The sequence below is a fragment of the Kribbella sp. VKM Ac-2571 genome, from assembly GCF_004362255.1.
GTDB lineage: Bacteria > Actinomycetota > Actinomycetes > Propionibacteriales > Kribbellaceae > Kribbella > Kribbella pratensis.
Genome location: NZ_SNWS01000007.1, coordinates 227,344 through 246,372, shown reverse-complemented (window position 1 = coordinate 246,372; position 19,029 = coordinate 227,344). Strand labels below are relative to the sequence as shown.

Below are 19,029 nucleotides of genomic sequence, written 5' to 3'. Positions count from 1 at the left end.
AGGCGGTCATGCCTGAAGGAGACACTGTCTGGCGAGCCTGTCAACGCCTCAATCAGGCTCTTGCCGGGCAGGAACTCGTTCGCACGGACTTCCGGGTACCTTCGTTGGCGACGACCGATCTGAGCGGGCGGACAATGCAGGAAGTCGTTGCGCGCGGCAAGCACATCCTGATGCGAATCTCCGGTGGGCTCACGCTGCACAGCCACTTCCGGATGGACGGCAGCTGGCATCTGTACCGTCCCGGCGAGCGTTGGCGCGGCGGACCCGACCACGAGATCCGCGTGGTCCTCGAAACCGCACCATGGACAGCCGTCGGCTACCGGCTGCCGGTGCTCGACCTCGTCGCCACCGGCAAGGAAGACACCGTGGTCGGGCATCTCGGTCCGGATCTCCTGTCGCCGTCGTTCGACCGCGCCCTCGCGATCTCGAACGTCGAGTCCGATCCAGAACGCACCATCAGCGAGGCGCTGCTCGACCAACGCAACCTCGCCGGGATCGGCAACTTCTACCGCATCGAGGTCTGCTTCCTGCTCGGCTTGCACCCGTGGCGCCCCGTCGAGGCCGTCGACGTCCCCGCGGCGATCGATCTGAGTCGCAAGCTGATGAAGGCCAACGTCCGCAACGGCACCCAGGTCAGCACAGGCATCAACCGGCCGGGACAACGCTCCTGGGTGTTCGAGCGCGCAGGCAAGCCCTGCCGCCGATGCGGTACGACGATCCTCACGTCAACCCTCGGCGAGCCGACCCGCGAACGGGTCACCTACTGGTGCCCGGCCTGCCAGCCCGAAGCCTGATTCCTGGCGATGTTCCTGGCGATGTTCCTGGCGAAATTGCCCTGTGGACAACGTCTTCGGAAGGCGTGAACACGGATACCTTCTCTGACGCATCGAACAACTGTTCGAGCGAAAGGAGACGGTGATGTGCGACAAGTGCGGCGGCCTGGACGACGAGCAGTACTCGCGCCAGCTCGAGCGAAACATCCAGACGTACGGCTGGACGATGCAGTTCATCGAGGGCGACGGTGCGCGGAACCCTGCCTTCGCGTACACACTCGGCCTCAGCCTCTACCGGCATCCGGAGATCATCGTCTTCGATCCGGAGCCCTGCTACGCCTACCTAGGGCTCAAGCCGCTCGCCTGGGCGGTGCTGGAAGGCGCGGCCTTCGACGAGGGCGACGACCTGTCCGGCTTCTTCCCGCCTCCGCACACCGCCGAGCTCCTGCGATTTCCCGACTCGGCCCACCACCTGTACACGGCGAACACGATGTTCCGGCGGCCCGGTCAGCCGCCGTTGCCCGCGCTGCAACTCGTCTGGCCGACCCGGACCGCGCTGATCCAGCCGTCCAGCAGTCGTTCGAATCCCGACGGCGGTGTCCGATGACCCGCGGCTCAGGCCGCGGCCACGACCTCGGGCTCGATCGTCGGGTGCGCCAGCACCAGGGCCTCTTCACGCGCCAGATCTTGGCTGACCTCGGCGAACACCATCGACAACGGCACGTCCAGCGCCGTGCAGATGGCCGCCAGCAACTCGCTCGAAGCTTCCTTCTGACCGCGCTCGACCTCGGACAGATAGCCGAGGCTGACGCGTGCGTCGGCGGATACCTCGCGCAGAGTGCGCCCCTGGCGCAGCCGCTTACGCCGCAGCACGTCGCCCAGCAGGCCACGAACCAGCACCATGAGGTTTCTCCCTTCCGCCTGTCCGGTCGCGTCTACTCGCACGGTAGCTCGACCGTAGGAACCAACGGTACCTGTTGCTGGGTCACTACTTCTCGCAATGTCCACCTTCGGTGCGCCGTGCCAGTCTGCCTTACCTGTCCCCATGCTGGTCCCAACACCCCGATCAGTCGAGTTCTTCCGTCACAAGTTCCGCTCCGAGTTCCAGGACGGCCTGCACACTCCCCCGGCGCACGGCTGCCCGATCACCGCTCAGCTGCAACTTCCGGACCTGCACCGAGCCCGGTCCGGCCGCGGCGACGTACACCGTGCCGGCCTCGACGCCCGCCTGCGGGTCCGGTCCGGCCACACCGGTCGTCGCGAGCCCGTAGTCGGCCTCCAGACGCTCCCGCACGCCGCTGGCCAACGCAGCAGCCGTGTCCGGGTGCACCGGGCCTACAGCCGCCAGCAGCTCCTCCGGAACGCCCGCAAGCTTGGCCTTCAGGTCAGTCGCGTAGACCACCACGCCACCCCGATACACGGCCGACACTCCCGGCACATCCGTCAGAACCGCCGCGACCATCCCACCGGTCAACGACTCAGCAGTTGCCAGCGTCATGCGACGCTCCAGCAACAACCCCACCAGCCGCTCAACCGCCAGCTCAACTCCACCGCCCACGGCCATCTCTCACTCCCAACCCGCGCCAACTCGGTACCCACCACCCAACACCACCACGGCACCCAGCCCATGACACGCCACCCACGAGGCGGCCGGGAAGGCGGCAGCAGGACGAGGCTCGCACAGCCCCCGACGGCACCGACCCGTCCGACGTGGGGCCCGAAATCGGTGGCGAGTTGGTGGATCTCGTGCGGCTCCAGTGCGGTGTGGTCAGCTGGCGTCCGATTCTCGCCGGTAGCGGTAGGAGTTGTGTTCGGCGATCGTGCCGTCAGGGTTGGTGATGATGTGGTCCACTCCGTACCAGCTGGCCACGGTGGCGCCTTGGCTGACCTGGCGTTCCTTCTCGCCGCCGACGGCGAAAGGTTTGGTGCTGTGCCGCCGGCGGGTCTTCCAGACGCCGTTCTCGCAGTAGGTTTCGACGTCGTCAACGGCCATCGTGGGCTTCTCTCGTACGGCCCGAGCCCACCACTCCGCTCGACCCGTCCGTGGTGGTCGGTAGCGGGTCCCAATGCACTGATCCAACCCGCAGCGCCGCCCCAACGCGAACTGCCGCGGGCCCCCGAGGTGCGTGCCGGACGCGAGGCCGGACTGTGGCACCGTCGCTTGCGGTCGCTGGCCGGGAGCGCTCGTAGGCGGCTCGGCGGATCGGATCGCGCAAGGTGGCGTAGGCGGTCAGGAGTTCCTGCAGACGCCGGTCGGCGTCAGCATCCAGCTCCGATGGTGTGCGGGTGTCGGGGTGGAGTTGGCGGACGGCGCTGCGGAAGGCGCGGTCGAGGTCATCGTCGGTGGCGTCGCGGGTTACGCCGAGGACCGCGTAGGGGTCGGGTGTCGGTGAGGTGGTCATGGCTGTGCTCCACCAGAGTCGCCGAGGTCGTCGGGGCCGACGCTGTGCGTGGGGTGGGCGGGCGGGCCTCGGCTGCGTGAACGGTGAGAACGCCGTGGGTCAGGTCCAGCTGGCGGTGAATGTCTTCGAAGTGGGCGAACGGCTCGTTCGGATCGAACCCGAGTGATGCGGCGACCCGCCGTAGATGTACGTCCTAGGAAGGACAGGCGGCGGAACGTCGGTCAACGCCGCTGGGTCGAGGGTGTGATTGGCGGGCGGCCGCATCACCGGGTCAAGGTTCCATCGATGTCGGAGAACCTCACCTCCTCCGTACACAGGGCCGTTTCGATCAGGTCTGTGTCAGCAGTTGCTTCGCTGCCGCGGAGGCCCGCGCTGGCGGCTGTGCGGCCGCCGCCGTGGCACGCGACTGTGCCGGAAGCCCACCCGGCGCGGCCATCGGTGTGGTGGCCGCCAAGCCCAGGCTCCGGCGGCCGGACCGGGCAGCCGGGTGGGTGGTTCGCACGGTGCTTCCCAGCAGGCAGCGATCAGGGCGTCGAACTCCGCGCGCACCAGCTCGTCGTCGCCGAGCACGAGGTCCGTGAAGACGTCGGCCTCGTCGAGTGTGCGCTCTGCGCTGGTCGCCCTCATCGATCTCACCTCATCGACAAGTGCCCGCCGGAAACGGCGGTGTCAGGTTGCTGGTCAGGCGTCGATCTGCTTGCGGTCGCTGCCGGTCTCCGTGATCGCGATCTTGCGCGGCTTGGCCTTCTCGGCGATCGGAATTTTGAGGGTCAGCACGCCGGCTTCATAGCTCGCCTCGATCCGGTCGGCGTCGAGGGTGTCGCCCAGGAACAGCTGCCGGGAGAACACGCCGAGCGGCCGTTCGGAGACCTGCATCTCCACGTTGTCGCCGAGCTCGAGCGGCCGGCGCTCGGCCTTCACCGTCAGTACGTTGCGCTCGACGTCGAGGTCGATCGCGTCCGGTGCGACCCCGGGCAGGTCGAATGAAACGACGTACTGCTCGCCTTGCCGGTAGGCATCCATCGGCATCGGGGTCGGGCGTGACCACGTGCCCGGCGTCTGGCTTCCGAAGAACTGCTGGGCAAACCGGTCCAGCTCGCGGAACGGGTCAGTGCGCATCAACATCGTCCTTGCACCTCCTGAGTGATCGCTTAAACAGTGGTGTCAACACGCACTTCCCTTATAACATGTCAACGAAACGATGACAAGCAGAATTTGTCATCGAATCGCTGACATACTGAGCCGAAGGAGGTGATCAGGTGAGAGGCACCGACACACCGGACGACCCACACGATCCAGACGCCACGCACCACGCAGACAACTCGCACGAGCGGAACGGCTCGCAGGAGCGGAACGACGCGGGTGAGCGGGACGACACGGGCGAGCGGGGCGACACGGGCGACAGAGATGACACGCAGACCTCGGCGGCCGCCGATATCGCTGCGGTGGAGAGGACCGTGCGACAACTCGCTCCCGCCGGCGAGCGCGTCGCGTCCACGAGCCCGGACGGGGCCGGCGCGGAGCACCTGCTGGCGGCGCTGACCAAGCTTCATGCGGTGCAGACCCAGCTCGCCGCCTGGGAGCCGCTGCTGATCGGAGCGGCGCGCGCCGAGGGCGCGAGTTGGGCAGCGATCGCCCCGGTGCTCGGGGTGGCCAGCCGCCAGGCGGCCGAGCGCCGCTTCCTACGCCTGAATCCCCACAGCGCGGACCGCGCCGGGATGACCGGTGAGGAACGGGTCCAGGCCGCCCGCGACCGCCGCGCCGGCCAACGCGCGGTCTCCCGATGGGCCGATGCAAACGCTGCGGAGCTGCGCCGGCTCGCCGCGCAGATCGCCGCGTTGGAAGACCTCGACCCCGCCACCCAGGACAGCGTCGACCAAGTCTTCGATGCTCTCGGCGACGCGGACACCGCGGCCCTCCTCGGTCTGCTGGTCAAGGCCGAACCGCACCTGCAGGAATCCCACCCGCACCTGGCCGGGGAGATCGCGGAGATCGGCCGAACCACCGACCGCCTGCGCCGCAGGCCCAACTCTCGCACCGGCTGAGCCACCGCCCCAACACCGGCCGCCCCGCAGACCCAACCCCAGCACCCGCCAGCCACCTCCCCAACACCGGCCGCCCCGGGCCAGCTCCGGCGCCGCGTGAGCCAGTCAGAGCAGATGCCGATCCGGCGGCGGGGCCGCGCGCCGGGCGGTGGTTGTCTCGAGGGCGGGTGGCTCTCCGGGTCGAGGACTGCCGTGGGGGCCGTGGGTCGGTTCAGGTTTGCGGGCTGGAGGGTGGGGTGTGCGTGGCTAGACTCGCTTGAATGCCGGAGGTGACTGGTGGGAGCACGAAGAGTGGGGTGCGCGGGCGTGCTCTCGTGCAGGTGTATCGGCGGTTCGGTGAAGGCGAGGCGCTGAAGATTTCGCCGCTGTACGCGCGGATGGCGATTGCACTGAGCGAGTCACCTGATGCGCTACGAGTGATCGAGGGCGCGCCGGCCCGACGCCGGTATCCGACCGCGATCCTCGCCGCGCTTCACTATCTCGCGCTGTCCGGGCACGCCCCTGACCTGGCCGAAGCCATCGCCGCCACAAATGCCAACACCAACGCCAGCACCACCGCCGCCACAGCCGCCACAGCCACAGCCGCTGCCACAGCCACAGCCGCTGCCACGGCGGATGCAGCCGGGCTGGATGGAGGCGGGCTGGATGTGGTTGGGGCGGTGGGGGTTGAGGTGGTTCGGCGGGCGGGGGACTTGGTTTTGGAGGTTGGTGCTGGTCGGAAGGTTCGGGGCGACGAGGGTGGGCGGCACGCGGTGTTGTTTCCGGCTGTTGCCGAGGTGGCGCGGCGGGTCGGGGCGGGTTCGGTTGGGCTGGTCGATGTGGGGCGGTCGGCTGGGCTGAATCTGACGGTTGATCGGGTAGGGATCTCGTACTCCAACGGGCAGTCGTTGGGTGACGCGCGTTCTGCGGTGCAAGTGTCGGCGTCAGTTGTGGGCGACGGGCGCGTGCCGCTACATGCGATGCCGGAGGTTGCGGCTCGGGTTCTGGTCGATGTTGATCCGATTGATGTGATTGAGGTGGACGAGGCGCGCTGGCTGCTGGCGTGCGTGCCGCCGGATCAGGTGCAGCGGTTGGCGAGGCTCGAGGCGGAACTGGCGTTGGCGGAGGCGGCTCCTCCGGTGCTGGTGCGAGGTGGCGTGGTCGACGTACTGCCGGATGCGATCGCCTCGGTGCCTGACGACGTACTCCCGGTGGTGATCACGACCTGGGCCTTGTCGGGGCTGGATCTCGAGGGGCGGTTGCGGTTCCTGCAGCGGCTCGACGAGGCGGCCACCCGGCGGCCGGTGGCGTGGGTGTCGGTCGAGGGGGTTGGGGTCGCGCCGGGGATGCCGACGTTCGGCGATCGACGGGCTTCAGGGCACAGCATCATCGGCTTGGGCGTGTTCGAGCACGCCTCGCTGCAGGCCACGGCGGTCGGCCGCTGCTGGCTCCGCGGCGAAATGCTTGCCTGGCTGGCCGATTCGTAGCTACGGGAGCGGACGTTTGGCCGCGGCTCTGAGGCGGAGGGCCCGGGAGAGGTAGTCGAGGCCGGTGGCGAGCGTTACCACGACGGCGGCGGCCATGATGGCTATTGCGGGCCAGTGGACCAGGGCCAGGTGTTGCCATGGGAGGAGGTAGAGGCCCAGGGCAACCGCCTGGAGGACCGTCTTCAGCTTGCCGCCTCGGCTGGCGGGCATGACGCCGTGGCGGATGACCCAGAAGCGGAGGGCTGTGACGCCCCACTCGCGGACCATGACGACGATGGTGACCCACCACGGGAGTTCGCCGAGGTACGAGAGGCCGAGGAACGCGGCGCCCGTCAGGGCCTTGTCGGCGATCGGGTCGGCGATCTTGCCGAAGTTCGTGACCAGGTTCCAGCGGCGGGCGATGTCGCCGTCGAAGCGGTCGGTGACGATGGCGACGACGAACGCGGCGGTCGCGAGGAGCCGGTCGCCGGTGGCGTGGCCGCCGTCGCGGAGCAGGAGCCAGACGAACAGCGGTACCAGGACCAGCCGGAGGACCGTGAGCGCGTTCGGCACGTTCCAGGCGCTGGGCGCGTGGAGATGGCCGCCGGCTGCGTGCGGCGCCGGGTTCGTCTCCGGGTTGGTCACGCGGTCAGGTTAGCTGCCGAGCGGGCGTCTGGGGTGTCCACGAGTGCGGCGAACTCGGCGATCAGGTCGACACCGTCGTTCGACACCACCTTCGCGGAGACCAGATCCCCGACCCGGATCCCCTCCGGGAGGCCGGTCACCGTCGTCATGCCGTCCACCTCGGGGCCTTGGTGCGCGGCGCGGCCCTCAGCCTCGCCGGAGTCCGTCGAGTCGAAGGACTCGACGAGAACCTCCAGGAGTTCGCCGATACGGGATTCGGCGCGGGCGGAGGTGAGGTCTTCGGCGAGGCGGGTGACGCGGTCCAGGCGCTCGGCGATGGTGTCCTCGTCGAGTTTGCCGTCGTACGTCTCGGCCTCCGTGCCGTCCTCGTCGGAGTAGCCGAAGACGCCGATCGCGTCCAAGCCGGCGCGGGAGAGGAAGTCGCAGAGGATGTCGACGTCCTCTTGGGTCTCGCCGGGGAAGCCGACGATGACGTTGCTGCGGATGCCGGCGGTCGGGGCGGCGGCGCGGACCTGGGCGATGAGTTCGAGGAAGCGCTCGGAGTCGCCGAAGCGGCGCATCCGGCGCAGGAGCGGGCCGGAGGCGTGCTGGAAGGACAGGTCGAAGTACGGGACGACGCCGGGGGTGGCGGTCATCGCGGTGATCAGGGTGGGGCGCATCTCGGCGGGCTGCAGGTACGAGACGCGGACGCGGGTGATGCCGGGGACCTGGGCGATCTCACCGACCAGGGTCTCGAGGAGGCGGAGGTCGCCGAGGTCCTTGCCGTAGGAGGTGGAGTTCTCGGAGACCAGGAAGAGCTCCCGTACGCCGTTCTCGGCGAGCCACTCGGCTTCGCGGAGTACCTCGGCCGGACGGCGGGACATGAAGGCGCCGCGGAACATCGGGATCGCGCAGAACGCGCAGCGGCGGTCGCAGCCCGAGGCGAGTTTCAGCGGGGCCATCGGGCCGCCGTCGAGGCGACGGCGCATGACGCGGGGGCCGCTGGCGGGGGCGGTCGCGAGGTCGGGGGCATCGATCTTCAGCTCTTCCGGTGCACCGGTGACGAAACGTCCCTTGAGTTCGCCAGGAGCGGAGGAGCCGACCGGCCGGAGCGCATCCGGGACGTGGTCACCGAGCACAGCCGTCCGCCCGCCGCCTGCGGAAGTCTCGGTGTTTCCGGTGGAGATCTCCGCGGCGGCAGCTGTGGTGGCGGTGGTGTCGCCGTGGCCGGGGATTGCGACACCGGCAGTCGTGTGGCGATCGGCCGGAGCCAGCGGGAGGAGCTTGCGGCGGTCGCGCGGTACGTGGGCCTGGTGCTTGGTGCCGGCGAGGATCGCGCGGAGGCGGTCCGAGATGTCGGTGTAGTCGTCGAAGCTGAGTACGGCGTCCGTCTCCGGGAGAGCGTCCGCGAGCTGCTCGCCGTACCGCTCGGCAAGGCAGCCGACCGCGACGACGGCCTGTGTGCGGCCGGAGTCCTTGTAGTCGGCTGCCGCGAGCAGCGTGTCGACGGAGTCCTTCTTCGCGGCCTCGACGAAACCGCAGGTGTTCACCACCACCGTGTCCGCCTCGGCGGCGTCGTCGACCAGTTGGAATCCGCCGGCTTCGAGCCGGCCGGCGAGTTCCTCGGAGTCGACATCGTTACGGGCACAGCCCAGCGTGACCAGGGCGACGGTGGTGGGTGGCGTAGTCATCCCCACGAGTATGACGCGCTGTGCACGTCCGTACCTAACTGGCTGTAAGTCAGTCAAACCTCTCGTGTGGGCGTGTGGCAGCGACTCCGCGGGGTGTTGCGGGGTTTGTTGTTCGGTCTTGACCGGTGAAGGTGGGGTGCTGGTCCGGGTGCCGGACGCCCACGTTGACGTATGCGACCTTCGCTGTGGGGTCATCTGGCGTCGTTCGGGCTGTCGTGATGGGCGAAGGGCCGGGCGCCAAGTTAGATGCGGCGTCACCGTGGGGTGCGCCATAACTCATGCGGCGTCTGATCCGGCCCTTCGTCTCGTCCAGCGTGGCACCCACCGGCTGGAGTTGTGAAGGGGTCTGCTCCTTGGCTCGGGCGGAGGTTGACGGTGAGAGCGCGCCCTTCCTCGCCGCTGCGGGTTGTACGCCGGTGCTCGTCGCGGTCAACGTCGTTCGTCCTCGCTGCGCTGCGGGCGCTCCACCTTGACCGTTCCCACGCGCCCGGCGTCGGGCAGCACGCCACGGACCTGGCCCACCACCGACGCCAACGCCGATCTCGTCATCTCGAACTCCACCGGCCCCAGCACCCGATGACGCCCAGCATCGGTCACCGACAACGCGACCGACCTCTTACCCACATCCACCGCAACCACGACCGTCGACGACGTGACAGGAGCAGCATGCACAGACGCAACCCACCTCCAGCAAACGTCAAGAGAACCCCGGCGCTACCAAACGCCAGATCCTCCAAGGACCCCATAACGGATCCCTTCTGACACCTCCGGAGGCGCTTAGGAAGGGCTAACCCGACCTATATCAACTCAGAAGGCCGATTACTGGTTGGCGGTGGTCTTGCTGAGGGTGCCGTTCGGGTGCGCGGTGAACTTGTAGAGCTTGGTGGGGATCCGCTTGCCGTTGAGGACGACGACGAGGTTGCCGGGGTTGCCCACGGTCACGCGGATGTCGCCGGCGCTGGTGACGGACTGCGCGATGCCCGGGCTGAGGCGACCCTGGAAGAGGCGGCGATCCTTCCGGTCCCGGATTGTCAGGTAGGTGCCGTCGCCAGTCGCCGTCAGCCTCAGCGCGGTCTGCAGCGCCGGTGGTTTGGCCGACGTCGGCTTCTTCGTGGGTCGCACCGTCGGCTGCGGCGATGCCTTCGGGGTCGGCGTCGTGACCGTTGCCGTGGTGGTCGCGGTCTTGGAAGCGTTGGCCTCGATGTCACTGGGCAGCGTGAAGAGCCGCACCATCCCCCAGCCCATCAGGATCACCAGGATGGCGCCGACCACGAGGGCCCAGCGCGGGCGGGCCGGGCGGAGGGTCGGGGCCTTGGCCGCGGCGCGTTCCTCGCGCCGGGACTTCTCCTCCTCGACGGCATGTTCGGCGTCGAAGCTGGCGAGCAACGGTGCGGGGTCGGCCTTGACCACGCGGGCGATCGACCGGATGTGCCCACGGGCGTAGAAGTTCCCGCCGCAGCGGGAGAAGTCGTCGGCCTCCATGGCGATCAGCAGCCCGGATCTGATCCGGGTGGCGGCGCTCAGTTGCTCGATCGTCATGTCCGCCCTCATCCGGGCCGCCGTGAGCTCGCTGCCGATGCTCACGTCCCCACCATCCTCTCCTCGTCCGATCTGTTCGCGCGGACCATCGACAGCCGGTGCGTCGATCTCAACACAACGACATCAACTCAACGGCTTGGGTTCGTCGGGGTCACGGACGAGTCAGAGCTGTTCCCTGACCGGACATCTGGCATCGGCCAGCATGTGCAGTGCCTGCACCACTTCCCCGTTGGACGGCCGAGCCGTCAGACCGAACGGTATCGCGAGTGAGGATCCGGTCAGGCGGCGGTTCGCATCGGTTGTCTTGCGGGTCGAACTCGGCAGCGCACCGAGGACGGGCCCAGGATCCTGCAGATGTACGGCGATCCGCCCGTCGTCGAGCGGATGCCGCCGCTGCAGCACCGTCACCTCTTCGATGTCCTCCCACCGGGTACCCACCCACTCGCTGCCGATGCGCAGCCGGATGCCGACGTCGTCGGCGACCAGCATGTCCCCCACGGTCAGCGCTCGGGCGCACACCACGGCGAGTACGGCGAACGCGGCCGCCACGATCCAGCGCAGGATGCCGGCCGGGCTCGTGGACGCCGACGCCGCGAAACCGATCGCGACCAGGGCCGCGCCGGCGGCGAGTCCGCCGTGCACCCGCTGCGAAGCGCGAACGGTGAACGGCACGGGCTCGGGGTCGACGTCGAATCTGTCGTGCCTGGGCAGTGCGCTCGCGGCGGTCACGGTCTCACTCTCCTCGGAGGGTGGTGATGAAGTCCTCTAGGTCGTCGGGCTTGACCAGGACGTCGCGGGCCTTCGAACCCTCGCTGGGACCGACGACGCCGCGGCTCTCCAGGATGTCCATCAGCCGCCCGGCCTTGGCGAAGCCGACGCGGAGCTTACGTTGCAGCATCGACGTCGAGCCGAACTGGGTGGAAACAATCAGCTCCGCTGCCTGCACCACCAGGTCGAGGTCGTCGCCGATCTCGTCGTCGAGGTCCTTGCTCGGCCCCGGCGCCGCGGTGACGTCCTCGCGGTAGGTCGGCTCCAGTTGCGCCTTGCAGTGCTCGACGACGCCGTGGATCTCGGACTCCGTCACCCACGCGCCCTGGATACGCATCGGCTTGCTCGCGCCCATCGGCAGGAACAGGCCGTCACCCTGACCGACCAGCTTCTCCGCGCCCGGCTGGTCGAGGATGACCCGGCTGTCGGCCAGCGACGAGGTCGCGAACGCCAGTCGCGACGGCACGTTCGCCTTGATCAGACCGGTGACGACGTCCACCGACGGCCGCTGCGTGGCGAGGACCAGGTGGATGCCGGCGGCCCGGGCCAGCTGGGTGATGCGGACGATCGAGTCCTCGACGTCGCGCGGTGCGACCATCATCAGGTCGGCGAGCTCGTCGACGATCACCAGCAGATACGGGTACGGCGTCAGCACGCGCTCGGATCCCGGGAGCGGCTTCACCTTCCCACTACGGACCGCCTTGTTGAAGTCGTCGACGTGCCGGAACCCGAACGCCGCAAGGTCGTCGTACCGCATGTCCATCTCGCGCACGACCCACTGCAGCGCCTCCGCCGCCTTCTTGGCGTTCGTGATGATCGGCGTGATCAGGTGCGGGATGCCCTCGTAGTGGTTCAGCTCGACCCGCTTGGGGTCGACCAGGATCATCCGCACCTCGTCCGGTGTGGCCCGCATCAGGACCGAGGTGATCAGCGAGTTGACGAACACCGACTTACCCGAACCGGTGGCACCCGCGACCAGCAGGTGCGGCATCTTCGCCATGTTCGCGACCACGAAGCCGCCCTCGACGTCCTTGCCGAGGCCGGCCACCATCGGGTGATGATCGTTGCGAGCCGTTGCACTCCGGATGACGTCGCCGAGGCTGACGATCTCCTTGTCGGTGTTCGGGATCTCGATGCCGATCGCGGACTTGCCGGGGATGGGCGACAAGATCCGGACATCGGCCGACGCGACGGCGTACGCGATGTTCTTGGACAGCGCGGTGACCTTCTCGACCTTGACCGCGGAGCCGAGCTCGACCTCGTACCGGGTGACTGTCGGGCCGCGGGTGTAGCCGGTGATCTGCGCGTCGATGCCGAACTGCTCGAACACCTCGGTCAGCCGGTCGACCACCGCATCGGACGCCTTGGTCCGCGCCTTGTGCACCGAACCCGGCTTGAGCATCTGCCCGTCGGGCAGGGTGTACGTGATGTCGCCGGACAGGCTGAGCTGCTCGACGCGCTGCGGCAGCGGGGTGTGCGGCGGCGGCTCGGGCGCCGGTGCAGGCGGTTTGGTCGGGGCGGGTGCTTCGAAGGCGGGCTCGACCGCGGCTGCGGAGGGTGCGTCGTCGACGTCGTCGGACTCCTCGACCACCGGCTGCGCCTTCGCCTTGCGCCCGCGCTTCGGGGTCTCCTCGAGCACCGGTGAGTCGTACGGCTTGATGGTCGGCTCGCCGTCCTCCTCGAGCTCGGCCTTGGCGCGCCGCTGCTTGCGGGTCAGACGGACCGTGTCGTCGGTCGGAGCCGCCATCACGGACGGAGCGTCCTCAGGCAACTCGGTCCGCCCCATCAGTACGTCGAACGCCGCCCGGAACCGCAGCGGGATCGCGTAGACCGGCGTCCCGGTGATCACCAGGGCGCCGAAGATCGACAGCAGCACCAGCAGCGGTGCTGCGACGTACTGCGTGAGCAGGTCCGAGAGGAACGACGAGACGAAGTACCCGATCGCGCCGCCGGCGTCTCGCAGCGGTCCGTCGGCCGGGTTGCTCGGCCGCGGCAGACCGTTGGCGATGTGGATCAGGCCCAGTACGCCGAGACTCACCGCGGTCCACCCGATGACCTGACGGCCGGCCGGGCCGTTGCGGTCGGGGTGACGCAGCGTGCGGATCGCGATGACCACCAGCATCAACGGCAGGGCCCAGCCGAGCATGCCGATGCTGCCGCCGACCACCGTCCGTACGCCGTCGCCGACCGAGCCCGGGAGGTCCCACCAGATGGCGGCGGCCACGACGACCGCCAGGCCGATCAGGAGCAGGCCGGCGCCGTCACGGCGATGCTCCGGCTCCAGGTCACGGGCGCTGTGGCCGATGCCCCGCACCATGCTGCCGAGCAGGTGCGCGATACCGATCCAGACCTTCACCACCCCGCGGCAGAGCGCGAGCATGGCGGCCGCGAACGGGCCCGGTCCGCTGTTTTTGGGCGTACTGGTCCGCGCGGCGGTGGATCCACCGCTGCGCTTCGTGGTCTGCCCACGCTTCTGGGCGCCTGACGGACGGGGGCGTCCACCGGCAGCCGAACGGGCCGTGCTCGGCCGTTTAGCTGCCGACTTCTGCGCCCGCGCCGGGGAAGACGTGCGGGTCGCCATATCGATCAGGCTACCCCGACTACCCCTTGAGTCCCACGTGTCACACGCCGGTCACGCTGCCCCATCCGTAGCGTCACGAAACGTGTGTTCGTCGTCGTAACCGCTCGAGGTGCCACACGACGACGTACGCACCGACAGCGATCAGACCGCCGGACATGAGGCCTGTGAGCACCGTCCGTACGCCGATTTCGCCGCTGAACCCGCCGTCGACCCTGCCGAGTTCCACGACCGCTCCCCCGACCGCCAGACCGATGGCCGCGACATAAACGAGGTATCGCAGCCAGGTCGGCATGCGCTCGTCGACAGGCTGCGGTGCCGTACGGCGGTACCAGCGATAGAGCCACACCGCGAGAACGAGGCAGCCGCCCAGTGTGCTGACGTACTGGAGGATGCGGTTGACGTCCCACGCTCCTGTCACCTGAGCCCGGAAGATCCCGGGGAACTGGCGGACGAAGTAGCCGTCACCGTGGGTGAACGAGTCCCAGACGACGTGAGTGACCGCGCCGACGACGGCTGATGCGACCGTCCAGAGCACGACGGCGACGCTGGGGAGGCGAAAGCGTGAAGGCTTCAACCGGCCAGCGAGCGCAGATGACGCGAGAGCCATCAGGGGTCGCTTGAGGCCCAGGTTGAAGACAGCGAGCAGCAACAGAGCCTGCAGCGGGTCCAGCCACAAAGCAGAGGTGAGCTCGTGGGTGAGGGTCAGTGTGAAGTTGCCGTTGATCTGCTGTGTGGCGATCCGGTAGATCGGACCGACGTACAGCAGGTCGGGTGCCACCGCACCAGCCACCAGAGCCGACGCCACGAAGGGGCGACGGACCAGCGGGAGGACTACCGCGGGGTGGGCGAGGGTGAACGGCACCCCCGCACCTTCGAAGCCCTCAAGGTCGTCGTTACGCGCCTGTGGTGCCGTCGAGTTGCTCCCGCAAGAGGTCGGCGTGGCCGCAGTGGCGACCGTATTCGCCGATCAGGTGAATGTAGATCATCCGCAGCGTCGACTCCGTGCCGTTGAACGTGAAGCGGTCGTCCAGCGAGTGACCGGCGGCAGCGTCGTCCGAGAGCTTCCACTCGGCGACTAGACCGTCGTACGCCGCCTGCGCGTCAGCAGGGTCGATCAACTCGAAGTCCGCGTCCTTGCCGAGCTCCGGCGCGAACAGCGGCTCGGCGGGCTCGTCGGCGAAGTGGATGCGGAACCAGATCCGCTCGACCTTCGTGAGATGCCTGATCAGGCCCAGCAGCGACAGGTTGGACGGCGGCGACGGCCGTTCGGCCAGTTGCTCGGCGGTCAGCCCCGCGCACTTGAAGAGCAGCGTGGTGCGGTAGAACTGCAGGTAGCCGTGCAGCAGTTCCGCTTCGGGTGCGGTCAGCGAGCCGTCCGGTCGCTCGACGGCAGGTGCTCTCCAGGTCATCGACTTCCTCACGTTGTCCCACGATGTGTTCGCCCATCTCATCACATGAGATAGCCACTGGCGGTCACCGTGTCCCCTTCGTTACCGTTCTCGGCAGGTCATGAGTGTCAGCGACAAGCCCCGGCTAGCTGGCCGGCAACCCTCCTCCGCGGTGGGGTGCCCCGGGTGAAGACCAGGCCGTGCGGATACCCCGTTCGGCAAGTGCGGACTTCCCTGGGAGCAGCATCATGTCGATCCTGTCCATTCTCGAGCCGGCCAGTACGACGACCCCGCGGCCGGCGATCGCCCGGCTCGCGACCGGCAGCATCCCCGCCACGGTCGGATCGGACCTCCTGGTCCCGCTCGCCGACGGCCGGGTCACCGATTACGCGAACTTCGACCACGGTGCGAGCGCGCCGTGTCTGGAGTCCGTGCGGGCCAGTGTCGAGGCCGCACTGCCGTCGTACGCGTCGGTGCACCGCGGCAACGGGTACGCCTCGCGGATCACCACCCAGTGGTACGAGCGGGCGCGCGCCGAGGTGCACGCCTTCGTCGGGGCGCGTGCCGACGACCAGGTGATCTTCACCCGGCAGACCACCGACGCCCTGAACCTGCTGGCCCGCGCGGTGCCGGCGGACACGACCGTGATCGTGTTCGAGTCCGAGCACCACGCGGCGCTGCTGCCCTGGCCGGCCGAGCGGACCGTTCGCCTGGCCGCGCCGGCGAGCCCGGCCGAGGCCGTGACCCATGTCGCCGACGCGCTCCGTCAGGCGCCCGAGGGACCGCGGCTCGTGGTGATCACCGGCGCGTCCAACGTCACCGGCGAGATCTTCCCGATCGCCGAAATCGCCAAGGTGGCCAAGGCACACGGTGCACGCGTCTGTTTGGATGCCGCGCAGCTCGCCCCGCACCGTCCGGTCGACATCGCCACCCTGGACGTCGACTGGGTCGCCCTGTCCGGTCACAAGCTCTACGCGCCGTACGGCGCGGGTGCGCTGATCGGCCGCTCCGACTGGCTCGACGCCGCCGACCCGTACCTGCACGGCGGCGGAGCGACCCACGCCGTCACGAGCGACACCGTGGTGTGGACGACCGGTTCGGCCCGCCACGAGGGCGGCTCCCCGAACGTCATCGGCGCCATTGCCCTGGCGAGTGCGTGTGCCGCGATCAGCAAGCACCGCGACGCCATCGAGCAGCACGAGCGCAGCCTGCTGGCCCGCTTGCGCGCCGGGCTTGCTCAGATCGACAACGTCACGACGTACTCGATCTTCGGCGAGGACGCGGACCGGGTCGGCACCGTCTGTTTCACGGTCGCCGGTCTGACCTCGACGCTGGTGTCCGCGGCGCTGAGCGCGGAGTACGGCATCGGTGTCCGGGACGGCAAGTTCTGCGCACACCCGCTGGTCGGCCACCTCCTGGCCGGCTCCCCCGAGCACGGTACGGCGGTCCGCGCCAGCCTCGGCCTCGGGACGACCCGTGAGCACGTGGACCGGCTCGTCGACGCCGTGCGCACGCTCGCCACGAGCGGCCCGCGCACGGAGTACACGGAGAGCGCGCACGGCTGTCAGCCGGCCGACGACCCGCGCGATCTCCAAGCACCCCGCATCTGGTGAAGCAGCCCTCCTACTGCTCGGGAGGTACGAGACCTACATGGTGAGCAGCGAACGCCAGTAGGTCCGCCCACTCCGCCGCGACCATCGCAGCGGGCTTTCCGAAGCCATGGCCGGTGTTGACCTCAACCCGGGTCAAGACAGGCCGCGGCCCGGACTGGGCATGCTGCAGCGCGGCGATGAACTTGTGGCTGTGCAACGGAACTACGCGGTCGTCGTGGTCACCGGTGACCACGAGAGTCGCCGGGTACGCCGTACCGTCGCTGATGCGATGCAGTGGCGAGTACGCCAACAGGTCCTCGAACTGCTCCGGATCGTCCGGCAGACCGAAGTCGGACGCCCACGCCGCTCCCACGGTGAACAGGTGGAACCGCAGCATGTCCATGACGCCCACGCCGGGCAGTGCGACTGCGAACAGGTCCGGCCGTTGCGTCATGACCGCGCCTACGAGCAGTCCGCCGTTGCTGCGACCGTGAATGGCCAGCTGCTCCGGTGTGGTCACGCCGGTGTCCCGCAGGTGTTCAGCGACCGCGATGAAGTCGTCAAACACGTTCTGCTTGTTCTTGAGCCGCCCTGCGTCGTGCCACTCGGCCCCGTACTCACCGCCACCCCGCAGGTTCGTGATGACCAGTACGCCGCCTGCGGCAAGCCACGCCGGCCAGCCGGGACGGTAGTCGGCCTCGACCGGGATGCGGAATCCGCCGTACCCCCACATAAGCGTCGGACGCGGCGCCTCGAAGTCCAGGTCGGACCGGGTGATCAGGAAGTACGGCACGTCGCGGCCAGGAGCCATCCGGCGCGTCACGGTGACCTGCGGCGACGTGAATCCGCCGGAGCCACGGACCAGCTCCGGCAGTGCGCGTACGTCGCCTGACCCGGTGGAAACGGCGTACGACAGCGTGGGGTCGGTTGTCGTCGACAGCCCGATGAAGAGCTCGTCGTACTCGGCCCCGGCGTTGAGGCCGACCACTCCCCCGCCAGGTACGTCGATCACACGCCGGCCCGACCCGTCCAACGCGTAGAGCGTCAGCACGGGCTGTGCGTCGACGAGCGTCAGCGTTGCCAGGCCGTCCGCCGTACCGCGGACTGCCTGCAGTGTCGACTCTCCCTCCGGGATGAGGTCGGTGAATTCGCCGTCCAGCGTGGAGAGCACCATGCGGCCCCGGGACGCGTCCCGGTCGGTGCGCAGTACCAACTGGTCGCCGGACATCCGTACGAAGGCGATCTCGTCGATGAACTCGTCGACGACCTTCACCGGCTCGCCCAGCCCGTCCGAGCTGATCGGGTACACCCAGAGCCGCGTGCTCGGGTCGGTCCCCTCGGTGATGTGGACCAGGAGGTAGCGGTCGTCGTCGGACACCTCGGGTGTGATGAAGTACTGGTCCTGGCCCGGGAAGCTCAGCACCAGCTCGTCCTCGGACTGCGGCGTGCCGACCCTGTGCAGCATCAGCCGCCCACCCGACAGCGACGCCGTCCCGGTCCCCTCACTGCGCCCGCTCGCCGGGTAGTGCAGATAGAGGTACGCCGAACTGTCCGGAAGCCACGTCGCCTCGCTGAACTTGGCTTCCGACACGACATCGTCGACCGGCGTACCAGTGGCGATGTCGAGCAGCCGGAACGTCGTCCAGTCGCTGCCGCTCTCGTTGATGCCGTACGCGAAGTACTTCCCGTCAGGGCTGACGGTAAAGGACCCCAGCGAGTCGGTGCCGTCCTCGGAGAGGGTGTTCGGGTCGATCAGCACGCGGCCGCGGGACAGCAGCTCGTCGAGCGAATCGGCAACGTAGATCACGTCCTGTGCCTGCGTGCCGTCGTTGCGCCCGACGAAGTACCAGCCCGCCTTCTTGACCGGTACGCCGGCGCGTGGGCGCGCGAGGATCGCGGACATGGTGGCCTGGAACCAGTCACGCTCCGAGTACCCGGCCAGCTCAGCCTCCGTGTACTCGTTCTGCCGGTTGACCCAGTCCTGGGTATCGGCCGAGTCAGGGTCTTCCAGCCAGCGGTACGGGTCAGCGATCTGGTGCCCGTGCAACGTCTCGACCACATCGTCGCGGCGGCTCTCCGGACAGGTCATGGGGCCTCCCGGCCTGGACTGAGGAGTGGAGGGAGCGAAGCGACCGGAGCGACGAGGGAAGGCCGGGAGTCACAGCCCCATGACCCGCCGCG

General features: G+C 68.7%; 20 protein-coding genes and 1 riboswitch. Of the genes, 5 read left to right on the top strand and 15 right to left on the bottom strand.

The window, feature by feature from the left end; translation table 11 throughout:
* The first annotated feature begins 8 nt into the window (after window positions 1-8).
* Together EV651_RS17820 and EV651_RS17815 are read left to right on the top strand one after the other, a co-directional pair.
* Window positions 9-794 (top strand): Fpg/Nei family DNA glycosylase, encoded by a 786-nt coding sequence (locus EV651_RS17820; protein WP_133786314.1) that lies wholly within the window; start codon window positions 9-11, stop codon window positions 792-794.
* 124 nt (window positions 795-918) lie between these two features.
* A complete protein-coding gene (locus tag EV651_RS17815; RefSeq protein WP_133786313.1) occupies window positions 919-1,380 on the top strand; it encodes a DUF4262 domain-containing protein in 462 nt (153 codons plus the stop codon).
* Window positions 1,381-1,388: 8 nt separating this feature from the next.
* On the opposite strand, the gene EV651_RS17810 is transcribed toward EV651_RS17815, so the two are convergent.
* From EV651_RS17810 to EV651_RS17785, 6 genes are all read right to left on the bottom strand, one after another.
* Window positions 1,389-1,676, bottom strand: coding sequence for a helix-turn-helix domain-containing protein (locus EV651_RS17810; protein ID WP_133786312.1), 288 nt, complete (start codon window positions 1,674-1,676; stop codon window positions 1,389-1,391).
* Between the two features lie 163 nt (window positions 1,677-1,839).
* Entirely contained in the window at window positions 1,840-2,337 is a 498-nt protein-coding gene (locus tag EV651_RS17805) for a CinA family protein (protein WP_133786311.1), read from the bottom strand.
* 204 nt (window positions 2,338-2,541) lie between these two features.
* Window positions 2,542-2,766, bottom strand: coding sequence for a DUF2188 domain-containing protein (locus tag EV651_RS17800; protein WP_133786310.1), 225 nt, complete (start codon window positions 2,764-2,766; stop codon window positions 2,542-2,544).
* A complete protein-coding gene (locus EV651_RS43270; protein ID WP_133786309.1) occupies window positions 2,756-3,175 on the bottom strand; it encodes a J domain-containing protein in 420 nt (139 codons plus the stop codon). The genes EV651_RS17800 and EV651_RS43270 overlap by 11 nt, the downstream gene beginning before the upstream one ends.
* Window positions 3,176-3,514: 339 nt before the next feature.
* Entirely contained in the window at window positions 3,515-3,802 is a 288-nt protein-coding gene (locus EV651_RS17790) for a hypothetical protein (RefSeq protein ID WP_133786308.1), read from the bottom strand.
* A gap of 54 nt (window positions 3,803-3,856) precedes the next feature.
* The gene (locus EV651_RS17785; RefSeq protein ID WP_370352863.1) at window positions 3,857-4,294 is read right to left on the bottom strand and encodes an Hsp20/alpha crystallin family protein; all 438 of its coding nucleotides are present in this window, start codon (window positions 4,292-4,294) and stop codon (window positions 3,857-3,859) included.
* Window positions 4,295-4,434: 140 nt separating this feature from the next.
* On the opposite strand from EV651_RS17785, the gene EV651_RS17780 reads away from it, so the two are divergent.
* Together EV651_RS17780 and EV651_RS17775 are read left to right on the top strand one after the other, a co-directional pair.
* Window positions 4,435-5,220, top strand: coding sequence for a hypothetical protein (locus EV651_RS17780; protein ID WP_238156996.1), 786 nt, complete (start codon window positions 4,435-4,437; stop codon window positions 5,218-5,220).
* Window positions 5,221-5,480: 260 nt separating this feature from the next.
* On the top strand, window positions 5,481-6,686 hold the full coding sequence (locus EV651_RS17775; protein ID WP_133786306.1) for a DUF2332 domain-containing protein: 1,206 nt from the start codon (window positions 5,481-5,483) through the stop codon (window positions 6,684-6,686).
* On the opposite strand, the gene pgsA is transcribed toward EV651_RS17775, so the two are convergent.
* The 8 genes from pgsA to EV651_RS17735 form a co-directional block, all read right to left on the bottom strand.
* The gene (gene pgsA, locus EV651_RS17770; RefSeq protein ID WP_133786305.1) at window positions 6,687-7,310 is read right to left on the bottom strand and encodes a CDP-diacylglycerol--glycerol-3-phosphate 3-phosphatidyltransferase; all 624 of its coding nucleotides are present in this window, start codon (window positions 7,308-7,310) and stop codon (window positions 6,687-6,689) included.
* A complete protein-coding gene (gene rimO / locus EV651_RS17765; protein WP_133786304.1) occupies window positions 7,307-8,980 on the bottom strand; it encodes a 30S ribosomal protein S12 methylthiotransferase RimO in 1,674 nt (557 codons plus the stop codon). The genes pgsA and rimO overlap by 4 nt, the downstream gene beginning before the upstream one ends.
* 429 nt (window positions 8,981-9,409) lie before the next feature.
* Window positions 9,410-9,652 carry a hypothetical protein gene (locus tag EV651_RS41880; RefSeq protein ID WP_202870374.1) on the bottom strand — a complete coding sequence of 81 codons (243 nt, stop codon included), beginning with the start codon at window positions 9,650-9,652 and terminating at the stop codon, window positions 9,410-9,412.
* Window positions 9,653-9,799: 147 nt separating this feature from the next.
* Complete coding sequence (locus EV651_RS17755) at window positions 9,800-10,564, bottom strand: helix-turn-helix domain-containing protein (protein WP_238156994.1); 765 nt, start codon at window positions 10,562-10,564, stop codon at window positions 9,800-9,802.
* Between the two features lie 117 nt (window positions 10,565-10,681).
* A complete protein-coding gene (locus tag EV651_RS17750; protein ID WP_133786303.1) occupies window positions 10,682-11,248 on the bottom strand; it encodes a hypothetical protein in 567 nt (188 codons plus the stop codon).
* A gap of 4 nt (window positions 11,249-11,252) precedes the next feature.
* The gene (locus tag EV651_RS17745; RefSeq protein WP_202870373.1) at window positions 11,253-13,868 is read right to left on the bottom strand and encodes a DNA translocase FtsK; all 2,616 of its coding nucleotides are present in this window, start codon (window positions 13,866-13,868) and stop codon (window positions 11,253-11,255) included.
* Window positions 13,869-13,941: 73 nt separating this feature from the next.
* Window positions 13,942-14,730, bottom strand: coding sequence for a DUF4184 family protein (locus tag EV651_RS17740; RefSeq protein ID WP_133786302.1), 789 nt, complete (start codon window positions 14,728-14,730; stop codon window positions 13,942-13,944).
* A 31-nt stretch (window positions 14,731-14,761) separates the two neighbouring features.
* Window positions 14,762-15,277: a DinB family protein gene (locus EV651_RS17735; RefSeq protein WP_133786301.1), complete on the bottom strand. Its 516-nt coding sequence runs from the start codon at window positions 15,275-15,277 to the stop codon at window positions 14,762-14,764.
* 96 nt (window positions 15,278-15,373) lie between these two features.
* A riboswitch (SAM riboswitch) is annotated at window positions 15,374-15,487 on the top strand.
* A 17-nt stretch (window positions 15,488-15,504) separates the two neighbouring features.
* On the opposite strand from EV651_RS17735, the gene EV651_RS17730 reads away from it, so the two are divergent.
* Complete coding sequence (locus EV651_RS17730; protein WP_133786300.1) at window positions 15,505-16,869, top strand: aminotransferase class V-fold PLP-dependent enzyme; 1,365 nt, start codon at window positions 15,505-15,507, stop codon at window positions 16,867-16,869.
* Between the two features lie 10 nt (window positions 16,870-16,879).
* Here the strand turns inward: EV651_RS17730 and EV651_RS17725 are convergent, their stop codons facing one another.
* The gene (locus EV651_RS17725) at window positions 16,880-18,937 is read right to left on the bottom strand and encodes a prolyl oligopeptidase family protein (RefSeq protein WP_133786299.1); all 2,058 of its coding nucleotides are present in this window, start codon (window positions 18,935-18,937) and stop codon (window positions 16,880-16,882) included.
* Window positions 18,938-19,029 lie beyond the last annotated feature (92 nt).